The following is a 12,757-nucleotide window of genomic DNA, read 5'->3' on the forward strand; positions in this document are numbered from 1 at the left end:
GGACATCACTGTCCAAGTGCTTGTGGAATCAGTGTCCAAGTGGCCGTGGAATGAGTGTCCAAGTCAGCGTGGAGTCGCTGTCCAAGTGTTCGTGGAATGGGTGTCCAAGTGCGCGTGGAATCCCCAAACGCGCCTTTATCGTCGGTCAGGTTCATCTGCCAGTTGAGGTGGCGGATATCTAACTTGCGCAGGTTCTTTTCCATATCCAGGCGCAAGGAAGTGTTTTCCCCCAGGGCCCAAGGCATGGCTTGTACCTGTTGGGTGATGACCGGGTCGTAGGTGGTGACATCCCGGCAATCGACATCGCGAAAGAACGCCTCGCGGCCAAACTTGCGCCAATAGAGCATCCACGGGGTGATTTCGAGAAACAGCCAGAAGTTACCCTTGAGCAAGTAGTAGTAACTGACCCGAGACATGAGCCTGGCGTCGGCCATGAAATGATCGAATTTACTTTCGGCGAACTCGATGCCGTCTACCACTTGCTTGGCGGCAAATGCGGCGAGGCCGGCCCAGTAAAAGCGGCCCTGATGTTCGGTGCCTTCATCGTCCAGGAACAGTTGGGCATAGTTGCCGGCGGTGCGTTTGGCGCGCCTTAAGGCTTTGGGCACCAAGACGTTGTTTTGCGCCAACAGGGCGATGCTTTGCGCTTGCACCAGGGACCATAGGTCGCAGCAGGTGGCAATCGCGTCTTCGGTGGCGCCTTCTTCCGCGCGGGTGTAGGCCTTTTTCAGGATTCGGCCTTTGACGTAGGTGACGCCTTCTTCGGTGTCGATAATCCAGGGTGTGGTCATGTTTACCTGCTTATAAGGTCGGGTTGGATTGATCGGGACTCCACTGCCAGAAAGTCGTGCCGAAGTTGCTGTCGCCGATGGTGGGGAAAGGAGTGCCTTGTTGGAAGTAACGGCGGGAATTAACTTGGGCGGGGGTGAACCACCACCCGGACTGGGGGCAAAGTTCGCCGGCGGCTTTGCGTAACACCGGCTCCGGTGGCGCGGTTTGGGCTTGTTTTAGGGCTTCGGCTTTTGCCACGCTCTCCATCGAAGGCACGTGCACGCCCGTGACCATGGTGGGGTCTTGATAACTTTCCAGGATGGGTAAGCCCAGGGCTCGTGCTTGTTCTTCTGCCTTGATTCGCAGGAGTAAGGCGCCTGCTAGGGTTGTGGCGTATTTGGCGCGTGTGGCTTCGTTGGGATGGTTGGCGCCGCTTAGGCTGTTAGTTGTTTGGAGGATGACATTCAAATTGTCAAATAGGGGGGTGTCGGAGTTTTCTGTGCGGATGCCAGGGCTATACCTGACCTTAAGTAACATTCCGTCAGCTTGCCAGTACCATATGAATCCATTTTTCAACGACTTCCAATCTTCCCAGGATAATCGGTAATCAGGATCAGCCAAAAATGGCGATACGAGTTTTAAACTCGCAACGCTGGGTTGGTTTAAATGACCCTCTTTAAAGTGATAGGTTGTGCGTCCAGTTAAACGGGGGTCGCTCAGCATAATGAATCGCTTCCAGCCGACGGCTTGGATGCTGGCCTGAAGGGCCATTACTAATTCATATAACTGGCGGTCATAGATTTCTAGTTCTGCATCAGAGATTTTTTTCAAGATGGGCCTCTTGGGAAGGTCAAGGCGCATATTGACTTCATCCACTCCGTAAGTATCGCTAGCATCATCGTAAAAAAGCACGGTGCTGGCGAGAGGGAAGGTCAGCCCGTGCTTAGGATGTTTCAGGCGATATTGCATATTTCGAGCGGTATAAAATAGTGCGCTGCTCACACCTGAACGTTGAATAGAAGAACTTGCGCGTTGGATGATAGTGTCCCCTTTTTCGCCTAATGCGAATTCAAGCACGCGTGAGTTCATGAAAGGGCTCCAGTTACTGGCAGTAGAATAAGCTGTTGGTAGATGGGTAGTTGCGTATTCAATAGTGAGGCCTAGCGCTAATAACAGCCCTACCCCCAATAACCTGGTGCGGGTATGTAGGTGCATAATTAGGCTTCCTTCCAAATTGCGATTGCCTGCATTTGTTCAATCATATATGACCGATATTGTCCCTTGTAATCTCGGCCTCCAATCATTAGTCGGTGGTATTGCTCGAGGATGTCCATAACGTATTCCATCCTTGCCTCTGGCTCGTAGAGACTTCCTTGTGCCAGCCCCATAGTGACCGTCACGTCTTCTGCCGTAAGCCCATAGGGCTGTAACTCCCGAATTTCAATTTCCCGGGTAACCATGGGCGCAGCATTAAATACTAATGTCGGATCCTTCGTTTCCACCAAGTTCCAAAGTCTGCGTCCCAAGTCGTTGCTATCTATAGCCAATTTAAACTCGGGATGGTTATAGATCATTGCTTGCAGGTGAATATTTTGTTCGTGTTGAAGGAAGTAATCTGCGCTCTTGAATGCTAGCTCCTCCCTGAGCTCTTTTGAGCCCGGCTCATTAACGGTTTCATACGCCTCAACATAACGAAACCCCTCTTTCAAAGGCACTGTCGCCCTGCACTGCTTAATTTCCGCCAGCGCGCCTTTATCGTCGGTCAGGTTCATCTGCCAGTTGAGGTGGCGGATATCTAACTTGCGCAGGTTCTTTTCCATATCCAGGCGCAAGGAAGTGTTTTCCCCCAGGGCCCAAGGCATGGCTTGTACCTGTTGGGTGATGACCGGGTCGTAGGTGGTGACATCCCGGCAATCGACATCGCGGAAGAACGCCTCGCGGCCAAACTTGCGCCAATAGAGCATCCACGGGGTGATTTCGAGAAACAGCCAGAAGTTACCCTTGAGCAAGTAGTAGTAACTGACCCGAGACATGAGCCTGGCGTCGGCCATGAAATGATCGAATTTACTTTCGGCGAACTCGATGCCGTCTACCACTTGCTTGGCGGCAAATGCGGCGAGGCCGGCCCAGTAAAAGCGGCCCTGATGTTCGGTGCCTTCATCGTCCAGGAACAGTTGGGCATAGTTGCCAGCGGTGCGTTTGGCGCGCGTTAAGGCTTTGGGCACCAAGACGTTGTTTTGCGCCAACAGGGCGATGCTTTGCGCTTGCACCAGGGACCATAGGTCGCAGCAGGTGACAATCGCGTCTTCTGTGGCGCCTTCTTCCGCGCGGGTGTAGGCCTTTTTCAGGATTCGGCCTTTGATGTAGGTGACGCCTTCTTCGGTGTCGATAATCCAGGGTCGGGTCATCATCTGTCTCCTGGGTGCTGGCTCAGGGTGATTCAGCTTTCCCCTGGGTCTTGGGGTAGGCCATTTGTGCTTGTTGGGGGGCAATCATGTGAGGTGAGGGCTCGGTGAGCGGGCGCTTTTTGAGGTGCGCAGAAGTGCCCGCCGTCAGCGCAGGCGCTGCTAGGCCGGGTGGCTTTTGGGTTGTTGACTGGGAGGCGGGAGTACGCACGGTAGTGCGGGCCGCGTTGGGCCGCTTGGGTTGATTGCCAGCGGCGTGGCTGGCCGCTTAGCAGGGCCAGTTGCAATGGCTGCGAGGGCATCGCGTTTACCTTCTTGGGGTAAGACGCGAGATGGTAGCGATGGTTTTCTGGCCGGAAAATCAGACCGAGGGGACGTGTCGAGTGGGAATCTACTTACGCGAAGCCATGTGCTCTGCTGACATCAGTTAAACAAGTCGAGCCTGGACGAGCGTCCAGGCCCGCAAGGGCCGCCTAACGTCAGTGCTGGCTGAACTGCGACGCCAGTTCGCGCAGCAGGACTTCGGCGTCCAGCACTTTGCTGACCACGTCTTCAGCCTTGTCGCGGCTCAGGCCGACGCGTTCGAGCAGGGCTTCGGGGATTTCTTCGTCGGGGCCGGAGCCGATGCCGCGCCCACGCAGCAGGCGCACGGCCAGGCACACCAGGTTCGGGTACTCGGCGTACTCACCGTCGTAGCTGGGGTCGTGCTGGAAGCGCAGGGCGGTGCACAGTTCCGGCGGCATGTCCCAGTAGCGCATCAGCCAGGCGCCGATCTGTTCGCGGCTGATGCCCAGCAAGTGCTGCTCGATGTAGCTGTGGCACAGGTGCGGGTTGACCTCCAGGTGGCGGCAGATCAGCGAGAAGTGCGGGGGGAAGACGTGGGCCAGCAGCAGGTAGCCGAAGTTGTGCAAAAGGCCGGCGAGGTAGGTCAGGCCGGCTTCGGGGCGCTGCGCGCGTGGCATGGCGCGGGTCAGGCCTTCGATCACGGCAGCGGTGTAGATCGACTGCTGCCAGTACGGCGTGTTGGTCTGCGGCTGGTCTTTGGGCAGGCTCAGGGTTTTGCCCAGGGCCAGGCCCAGCGCCAGGTTTATCACCAGGTCAAACCCAAGCACGCGGACAATGGCGTCTTCGACTGAACGAATTTTACCCGGCGAGGCGTAGTACGGCGACGCTGCCCAGCTCACCACTTGGGCGGCCAGGGCCGGGTCGGTTTCCACCACGCCGGTGATGTCGTCGATGGTGGCGTTGGGGTCCACGCGCAACTTGATGATTTTTTGCGCTGTCTCGGCCAGTGGCGGGATTTCCAGGGTGGCTTCCAGGCGTTGCTGGATGCGCCGCGCCGTGAAGGCCTGCATGGCGAGGGTGATTTCCTCGCTGTCGTCGTGGGGGCGGTCGAGGTTGGGATGAATGGTGTTCAGGGCTTCGCCGAAGTTACCGGCGCTGGCCTTGGTCAGCATGGTCTTGAAGGCTTCGTTGGTGATTTCCAGCAACAGGCCCGGTTCACCCGAGTGGATAAGCAGGGAGGGCTGGTGCAGCAGGCTTTCTTCGTACAGGCAGGGCGAACTGGTCAGCGCCGGTAGGCCCGGCAGCAGGCTCAGGCTGTGTTTGCCGAGCATGCGTTCCAGGCGATCCAGGGGCACGGCGGTGAGGCGCCGGCCTGTCAGCTCGGTGAGGCGGTTGAGATCCAGCAATTGGCTTTGCGGGAACAGCACCATCAGCGCGCCGATGGCATCGTCCAGCAGCACGGCCTGGACTTTGCGCGCCGGGTTCAGCGCCGCGTGGTCCAGCACTTCGGTGTAGGGGATGTCCAGCTTGCCGAGCAGCAGCCGGATAACAGACGGAGCGTGCGGGGTTGCTGGGGAGATGGCAACTTCTGTCATGGTCTGTATCCCTTTTCTTACAATGCCAGGAGTATAACCAGCTTGGTTGCACCCTTGTCTCTTTAACTGGGGTTCGATTCACACCTGGCCGTATTGCTGGCCGTGGCGTAACCAGCGCTCTAGCAACGGGCTGACGTGTTGCGGCCAGCGTTCCAGCAAGGCCTGGGCGGCATCGCGCACCGCTGGCAGCAGGTCGGCGTCGCGCATCAGGTCGGCGACTTTGAATTGCAGCAGGCCGGTCTGCCGGGTGCCGAGCATTTCCCCGGGGCCGCGTAGCTCCAGGTCTTTTTCGGCGATGACGAAACCGTCGTTGGTCTCGCGCATGATGCCCAGGCGCTGGCGGCCGATCTGCGACAGCGGCGGGTGATAGAGCAGCACGCAGTGGCTGGCGGCGCTGCCCCGGCCGACGCGCCCGCGCAACTGGTGCAGTTGCGCCAGGCCCAGGCGTTCGGGGTTTTCGATAATCATCAAGCTGGCGTTGGGCACATCGACACCGACTTCAATCACCGTGGTCGCCACCAGCAGTTGCAGTTCGCCGGCCTTGAACTGGGCCATCACCGCGGCTTTTTCCACAGGCTTCATGCGCCCGTGAATCAGGCCGACGCGCAATTCGCCCAGGGCGCTGGTGAGGTCCTCGAAGGTGGTTTCGGCGGCTTGGCAGGTGAGTTCTTCGGACTCTTCGATCAGCGTGCACACCCAGTACGCCTGGCGGCCCTCGGCGCAAGCGGCGCGCACCCGTTCGATGACTTCGATGCGCCGGGTGTCGGTAATCAGCACCGTGTTCACGGGGGTGCGCCCGGGGGGCAGTTCGTCGAGGACCGAGGTGTCGAGGTCGGCGTAGGCGCTCATGGCCAGGGTCCGCGGGATGGGGGTGGCGGTCATGATGAGCTGGTGCGGGCACATGCGCCCGCCGACGCCTTTCTGGCGCAGGGCCAGGCGCTGCTGCACGCCGAAGCGGTGCTGCTCGTCGATGATGACCAGGGCCAGGTTCTTGAACTGCACTTCGTCCTGGAACAGCGCATGGGTGCCCACCACCATCGGCGTGCCGCTGGCGATCTGCTCCAGGGCGGCGGTGCGGTGCTTGCCCTTGAGCTTGCCGGCCAGCCACGCGGTTTCGATCCCTAGGGGTTCGAGCCAGCGGGTGAAGTTGAGGAAGTGTTGTTCGGCGAGAATCTCGGTGGGCGCCATTAGCGCGACCTGGTAACCCGCCTCCAAAGCTTGCAGGGCCGCGAGGGCGGCGACCACGGTTTTGCCCGCGCCGACATCGCCCTGGATCAGACGCAGCATCGGCTCGCGCTGGTTCAGGTCGTAGGCGATTTCATTGCCCACCCGCTGTTGCGCGCCGGTGGGTGGGAAGCCCAGGTTGGCCAGGTATTTGGCCGGCAACACCTTGGCCTTGGGCAGCACCGGTGCGCGCAAGGAGCGCAGGCTTTCGCGCAGGCGTTGCTGGGATAGCTGATGGGTCAGCAGTTCCTCGAACGCCAGGCGATGCTGGGCCCAGTGATGCCCCAGGGCCAGCTCATCCACATCGGCGTCGGCCGGCGGGTGATGCAGGTAGCGGATCGCGTCGGCCAAGGGCGCCAGTTGGTAGTCGCGGGCCAGTTCGTCCGGCAGCCAGTCGGGCAGGCTGCTGGGGCCGAGTAGGGCCAGGGTCTGCTGGCACAACTGGCGCAGGCGTTGTTGGGTCAGGCCTTCGGTGAGCGGGTAGATCGGCGTCAGGGTCTGGTCCACGGGCGGCGGTTCGTCGCCGCTGATGGCGCGGTACTCGGGGTGGTAGATTTCCAGGCCCGAGGCGCCGGGGCGGGCCTCGCCGTAGCAGCGGATGCGGGTGCCGCGCTTGAGGCCTTCTTTTTGCGCGTTGCTGAAGTGGTAAAAGCGCAGGCTCAGGCCGCCGGTGCCGTCCTGCAAGCGCACCAGCAGGCTGCGGCGCTTGCCCATGACCACGTCGGCGCCGCTGACGGTGCCTTCGATCACCGCGTCCTGGCCCGGGCGCAGGTGGCCGATGGGCACTACGCGGGTGCGGTCCTGGTAGCGCAAGGGCAGGTGGAACAGCACATCCTGGAGGTTTTCCAGGCCGACTTTGGCCAGTTTTTCGGCCATGGCTTCGCCGACACCCTTGAGTGCCGTGACGGGCACGTTCGACAGCTGCGTCATGGCCGCGTCTTAGCTCGCGGCGGGCGGCTTGGCCACCGAGCACAGGCGGATCGAGTCGGCGAGGATTTCGATGGCTTTGGGCCTTGGGAAACTGGCGCGCCAGGCAATCGCCACGGTGCGGAACGGCACCGGCGGGGTCAGTGGGCGTACTTCGATCACGCCGGGGGCGTAGTGATGGCTGTCCACGGCCGAGAGCGGCAGGATCGAAATTCCCAGACCCGAGGCGACCATGTGGCGGATGGTTTCCAGGGAGCTGGATTCCACCGTGGTGTGGCGGTTGCCGTCGTTGCCCTTGGCGGTGGTGGGGCAGGCTTCGAGCACTTGGTCGCGGAAGCAGTGGCCTTCGCCGAGCAGCAGCAGGCTCTTGTCGTTGAGCAGGCTGGCGTCGATGGTGGCTTTCTGGGTCCAGGGGTGCGAGCTGGGCATCAGTACGTAGAAAGGCTCGTCGTAGAGCGGCAGGGTCAGCACGTCCGCCTCGTTGAACGGCAGGGCGATGATGATCGCGTCCAACTCGCCGTTGCGCAGTTTGTCGCGCAGCACGTGGGTGAAATTTTCTTCGATGTACAACGGCATCTGCGGGGCGACCCGGTGCAGTTGCGGGATCAAGTGGGGGAACAGGTAGGGGCCGACGGTGTAGATCGCGCCGACTTTCAACGGCGCGGTCAGCTGGTTTTTCCCGGCTTGGGCCAGTTCGCGGATGCCTTGGGCTTGCTCCAGTACCTTTTGGGCCTGGGCGACGATGCCTTCACCCACAGGGGTCAGGCGCACCGCGCTTTTGCTGCGCTCAAAAATCAGCACACCGAGTTCGTCTTCAAGCTTCTTGACGCCTACCGACAGGGTCGGCTGGCTGACGTGGCAGCGCTCGGCCGCGTGGCCGAAGTGTTGCTCTTGGGCGAGGGTAACGATGTAGCGTAATTCTGTGAGGGTCATAGCGGGCGTCCATGAGGTTGCGGGCCAAGCATAACGGCTGCAATCGATAGACGCACGTTATCAGACTGAGGGCGAAGAGCGACACCGGGCAATCTGTCTTTGTGTTTGCAGATGCGCGAAGGGCACCTTGTCGGTGCCCTTCGGGGTTTGTGGCAGCGGTCAGCGGCGACGTTTTTCGATCGAATAAACGAACGGTGCGACGATCTCGATGGAGCCATTGCTCAGCATGTCGGCCGGCGGCTTGGGCAGCGGTTGGGCGCGGCGGATCATTTCCAGGGTGGCCCGGTCCAGATCGGCGTTGCCCGAACGCCCTACCAACTCGTAGGACAACACTTTGCCTTCGCCATCGACCACGAAGCGCAGACGGTTCAAACCTTCCTTGCCACGGGCCTGGGCACCGGGCGGGTACTTTTTGTACTTGGCCAGGTGCCCCAGCAGGGTGCTCTGCCAACTGGCCTTGGCCGCCAGTTGGGCAGGCGAAGGGCCGGGCGCCGGTTGGGCGGACTTGTCCGTTGGCGCGTTGGTTGGCGGGGCGTCGCTGGGTTTTTCCTCGGAAGGTTTTTCCTTGGGCGGCTCCGGCTGCTTCTCAGGCTTGGGCGGTTGTGGCTTGGGCTTGGGTTTGACCGGTTTGGGCACGGAGATCGTCGGTTTCGGCGCCTCCGCGAGTTTTGGCAACGGCAGTTCCTCTACCGGGGCCGGGGGTTGGGGCGGCGTCACGACCTTGGGCGGTGCGGGCGGAGGTGGGGCCGGAACCGGCGCCAACTCCACCAGCATCGCCATCGGCGGCAGTTCGACCGGCTGTGGCGACGTCCAGTTGAGCGCGAGAACAACCGCGACCGCATGGACGCCCAGCACCAGTGCCAGGCTACCGCTGTAACGCGTCAGCTTTTGGCGCGTTGTCATCATTTCTTGGCTGCCGTCTCAAGTCCGACCAGGCCGACCTTCAAGTACCCGGCCGCCCGCAGGGCATCCATCACACTCATCAGGTCGCCGTAATCCACGCCTTTATCGGCCTGGAAGAAGATCGTCGTGTCCTTTTTGCCTTGGGTGCGGGCATCGAGGGTGGCGCCGAGGCTTTCGGCTTTCACTTCGTCTTCGCCCAGGAACAGTCGCTGATCGGCCTTGACGCTGAGGAACACCGGTTTCTCCGGCCGCGGCGCCGGTTTGGCGGTGGAGGCGGGCAGGTCAACCTTGATGTCCACGGTGGCCAGCGGGGCGGCCACCATAAAGATGATGAGCAGTACCAACATCACGTCGATGAACGGGGTGACGTTGATTTCATGGTTCTCGGCCAGATCGTCGTCTGCGCCTTCTTTCAAATGCAGGCCCATGGCCGATTACCCCACTTTCACCATATGCGGTTGCGAGCCGCGCTCAGGCGGCAGGTGGTCGAGGTCACGGCTGACCAGCAGCAGGACTTCGGCAGAGGCGTCAGAGACTTGGGCCTTGTAGCCGGCGATGGAGCGGGCGAACACGTTGTAGATCACCACGGCGGGGATCGCCGCGACCAAGCCCAGGGCAGTGGCCAGCAGGGCTTCGGCAATGCCGGGGGCGACGACGGCCAGGTTGGTGGTCTGGGTTTTGGCGATGCCGATGAAGCTGTTCATGATGCCCCACACGGTGCCGAACAGGCCGACGAAGGGCGCGGTGGAACCAATGGTGGCCAGCACGCCGGTGCCGCTGCTCATGTTGCGACCGCAGGCAGCGACCAGGCGCTCGAGGCGGAAGCTCACCCGTTCCTTGATGCCTTCTTTCTCGCGGCTATTGGCCGACAGGCGCATTTCTTCCAAGGCGTCGTGCACCAGCAGGTTGGCCAGGGTGCCTTCCTTGGCCGCAGTGGTGCTGGCTTCCTTGAGGGTGGTGGCTTTTTTCAGGGCCAGGATTTCACCGCGCAGGCGACGCTTGGCGCCCAGCAGCTCAAAGCCCTTGGCGATCCAGATGGTCCAGGTGATGATCGAGGCGATGGCCAGGCCGATCATCACGATTTTCACGATGATGTCGGCGTTCTGGTACATGCCCCATGGCGACAGGTCATGGGCCATGCCCAGGGTGTTGTCGGCTTCCAGCACTTCGCCTTCGCCATCGGCGGGCAGGTTGGCGTCTTGCGCCAGGGCCGGGTCGGCGGCAACCGGGGTCACGACTGGCGCAGCGTCGGTGACAGGCGCGGGGCTGTGGTCGGTGCTCTCATGGGTAGCAGCCGGCGCCGCGGCAGCGGCCGGTGCCGCTTGGTCCGCATAGGCCGCAGTCGGTGCCAGCAACAGGCTGAGCAACAGCGCTGTTACCATGCGCCACGTGCGCGAAGGGCTAGAAAGCTTGGTTGGCGAAGCGGGGAGTTGATTGCTTGTCATGCTGGCCGGACCTGAGAGGGAAAAGGGGTAAATGTCCTTCTAGGCCTCGTGGGGCCGAGAACAAATGGGCGGCCATTATTGCAAGTAATTCTTGTTAACAGAAGCAATAGACTGTCTTTTTTTCCTACGAAGCCCGCCGCTCGTCATCTGACGAAGCTAGGCTGGGCCATTATTTGAGGGGTTTTTGATGTCCGTTCCTTCGGTGTTGATCGCCGGTTGTGGCGACGTTGGCGGGCGTTTGGCGACGCAAATGCTGGCGAAAGGATGGCAGGCTTACGGAATGCGTCGCACGACCGCGAGGTTGCCCGCCGGGGCCACGGGTATCGCTGGGGATTTGTTCAGCGCGCAATGCCCGGCCCAGTGGCCGACTGGCGCCGTGGACTACCTGGTGTATTGCGCCACGGCCACCGAACACGACGAGGCAGGTTACCGCGCGGCTTACGTCCAGGGGCTGGAACATGTACTGGGTTGGCTCGAACAGCATGGCCAGGCGCCCAAGCGCCTGCTGTTCGTCTCCAGCACCAGCGTCTATGGCCAGCAAGAGGGCGAGTGGATCGACGAAACCTCGGCCACCGAGGCGCGTGGCTACTCCGGGCGTTTGATGCTTGAGGCCGAGCAGGTCGCCGCGCGCAGTGGCATCCCCGCCAGTGCGGTGCGCCTCACCGGCATTTACGGCCCAGGGCGCAACGCACTGCTGACCCAGGTGCGCCAGGGCTATCGCGTGGCCATCGAGCCGCCGTTGTTTGGCAACCGCATTCACGTCGACGACGCAGCGCGGCTGTTGGCCTTCTTGTTGGAGACTGATCGCCAAGGGGCGGCGCTGGAGGATTGCTATATAGGTGTCGATGACACGCCGGCGCCGCTGGCTGAGGTGGTTGCCTGGTTGCGCGATTACCTGGGTGTCAGCCAGTGGGCCGATGAGGTCAGCGTGCGCCGGGCCAGCAGCAAGCGGTGCTCCAACGCGCGGGCGCGGGCCCTGGGGTGGGCGCCGCTATACCCGAGTTTCCGCGAAGGCTACGCGGCCATCCTCGCGCAGGAGGTGTAGCCGCTGCCGCGGGTTACTGTTTTTCCAGCAGCCACTGGCGTGCGCCGGGGGACAGGGAAGGCATTTCGTCCGCCAGGGCACCGTTGATCGCCTGGAAAATTTCCAGTTGGTCACCCTTGCGGGCGAAGATCCACGAGTTGCCCTGGTTGCCTTGTTGCAGCCAGATGCTGTCGTTGCTACCGCTCATGGATGCGCAATCGCCCGCCAGGCACAGGGCGTAGCGGTCGGCGCCGACCATGCCGTCGATCCGGCCATCCGGCTGGAACTGCACGGTGCCGCCTTCGCCAGGGCCACTCAGGACCTTCCAGTTGCCCCCCATGTAGGTGGCGTAGAGTGCGCGCTCGAAACTGGCGCCCAGCGGCGCGCCGGCAGGCACGGTGGTGTCCTGGGCGCGCTCGAAGGTTTGTGCAGGGTCCGTGTCGGCCGCCGCTTGCAGCAATTGCTTGCCGTCGCGCTTGAGCTCGACGGACGAGCCGCCGTAGAAGTCGACTTTCCAGGCCCCGGACTGTTCGCCGGCCAGTTTGCCTTCGACATTTTCGAAGCCGTTGGTGAAGCGCGCCTGAGCGGCTTTGGTGTTGATGTCCCATTCCAGGTTTGGGCCGTTGGCCTGGAGGGTTTCGCGCAATGACTCGCCTTTGGCGGCGGCATCGATTGCCACCTGGTTGATCCAGGTGCCACTGATATCACGGTCGGCGGGATCGCTGGCGCAGCCGCCGAGGAACACGGCGAGCAATGAGAGAGCAAGCGCTTGGCGCATGATGGAATCCTTTCAAAACGAAAATGGCGCAGCACGAGGGCTGCGCCAATACCTGCGGACGCCGCTTACTCGATGACGAGAATGGCGTCCATTTCAACCTGCGAACCCTTGGGCAGCGCAGCGACACCGATGGCGGCGCGTGCCGGGTAGGGCTGGTCGAAGTATTTGCCCATGATCTCGTTGACCTTGGCGAAGTGGCTCAGGTCGGTGAGGAAAATGTTGAGTTTGACGATGTCCTTGAACGAACCGCCCGCCGCTTCGGCCACAGCCTTGAGGTTCTCGAACACCTGGACGGTCTGGGCTTCGAAGCCTTCGACCAGCTCCATGGTTTTTGGGTCCAGGGGAATCTGGCCGGACATGTAGACAGTGTTGCCAGCCTTGATCGCCTGGGAGTAAGTGCCGATGGCTGCCGGGGCTTTGTCGCTGGTGATAACGGTCTTGGTCATGTTGGGTTCCTTGTTATGAAG

The 12,757-nt window shown here is 61.4% G+C and carries 12 protein-coding genes; 1 reads left to right on the forward strand and 11 read right to left on the reverse strand.

Annotated features, from left to right (window positions below):
* Positions 1–5 precede the first annotated feature (5 nt).
* The 9 genes from AC19YR_RS11150 to exbB all read right to left on the reverse strand — a co-directional run bounded on the left by AC19YR_RS11150 (position 6) and on the right by exbB (position 10,488).
* The gene (locus AC19YR_RS11150) at positions 6–791 is read right to left on the reverse strand and encodes a DUF2515 family protein (protein ID WP_500598456.1); all 786 of its coding nucleotides are present in this window, start codon (positions 789–791) and stop codon (positions 6–8) included.
* 10 nt (positions 792–801) lie between these two features.
* Positions 802–1,860: a hypothetical protein gene (locus AC19YR_RS11155; protein WP_500598457.1), complete on the reverse strand. Its 1,059-nt coding sequence runs from the start codon at positions 1,858–1,860 to the stop codon at positions 802–804.
* Between the two features lie 128 nt (positions 1,861–1,988).
* Entirely contained in the window at positions 1,989–3,179 is a 1,191-nt protein-coding gene (locus tag AC19YR_RS11160) for a DUF2515 family protein (RefSeq protein WP_500598458.1), read from the reverse strand.
* Between the two features lie 476 nt (positions 3,180–3,655).
* The gene (locus tag AC19YR_RS11165; RefSeq protein ID WP_500598460.1) at positions 3,656–5,056 is read right to left on the reverse strand and encodes an aminoacyl-tRNA deacylase and HDOD domain-containing protein; all 1,401 of its coding nucleotides are present in this window, start codon (positions 5,054–5,056) and stop codon (positions 3,656–3,658) included.
* 78 nt (positions 5,057–5,134) lie between these two features.
* Entirely contained in the window at positions 5,135–7,210 is a 2,076-nt protein-coding gene (gene recG, locus AC19YR_RS11170) for an ATP-dependent DNA helicase RecG (RefSeq protein WP_500598462.1), read from the reverse strand.
* Between the two features lie 9 nt (positions 7,211–7,219).
* The gene (locus AC19YR_RS11175; RefSeq protein ID WP_095108674.1) at positions 7,220–8,140 is read right to left on the reverse strand and encodes a hydrogen peroxide-inducible genes activator; all 921 of its coding nucleotides are present in this window, start codon (positions 8,138–8,140) and stop codon (positions 7,220–7,222) included.
* 159 nt (positions 8,141–8,299) lie between these two features.
* Positions 8,300–9,046 (reverse strand): TonB family protein, encoded by a 747-nt coding sequence (locus tag AC19YR_RS11180; RefSeq protein WP_095108675.1) that lies wholly within the window; start codon positions 9,044–9,046, stop codon positions 8,300–8,302.
* On the reverse strand, positions 9,043–9,471 hold the full coding sequence (exbD, locus tag AC19YR_RS11185; protein ID WP_095108676.1) for a TonB system transport protein ExbD: 429 nt from the start codon (positions 9,469–9,471) through the stop codon (positions 9,043–9,045). The genes AC19YR_RS11180 and exbD overlap by 4 nt, the downstream gene beginning before the upstream one ends.
* Before the next feature lie 6 nt (positions 9,472–9,477).
* Complete coding sequence (gene exbB / locus AC19YR_RS11190) at positions 9,478–10,488, reverse strand: tonB-system energizer ExbB (RefSeq protein ID WP_500598465.1); 1,011 nt, start codon at positions 10,486–10,488, stop codon at positions 9,478–9,480.
* 187 nt (positions 10,489–10,675) lie between these two features.
* On the opposite strand from exbB, the gene AC19YR_RS11195 reads away from it, so the two are divergent.
* Positions 10,676–11,533 (forward strand): SDR family oxidoreductase, encoded by an 858-nt coding sequence (locus AC19YR_RS11195; RefSeq protein WP_500598467.1) that lies wholly within the window; start codon positions 10,676–10,678, stop codon positions 11,531–11,533.
* A gap of 13 nt (positions 11,534–11,546) precedes the next feature.
* On the opposite strand, the gene AC19YR_RS11200 is transcribed toward AC19YR_RS11195, so the two are convergent.
* Positions 11,547–12,290, reverse strand: a complete 744-nt coding sequence (locus tag AC19YR_RS11200) for a putative periplasmic lipoprotein (RefSeq protein ID WP_500598469.1) — start codon at positions 12,288–12,290, stop codon at positions 11,547–11,549.
* A 65-nt stretch (positions 12,291–12,355) separates the two neighbouring features.
* The gene (locus tag AC19YR_RS11205) at positions 12,356–12,736 is read right to left on the reverse strand and encodes a RidA family protein (RefSeq protein WP_003229509.1); all 381 of its coding nucleotides are present in this window, start codon (positions 12,734–12,736) and stop codon (positions 12,356–12,358) included.
* Between the last annotated feature and the right edge of the window lie 21 nt (positions 12,737–12,757).

The organism is Pseudomonas sp. MF08817, from assembly GCF_059862705.1.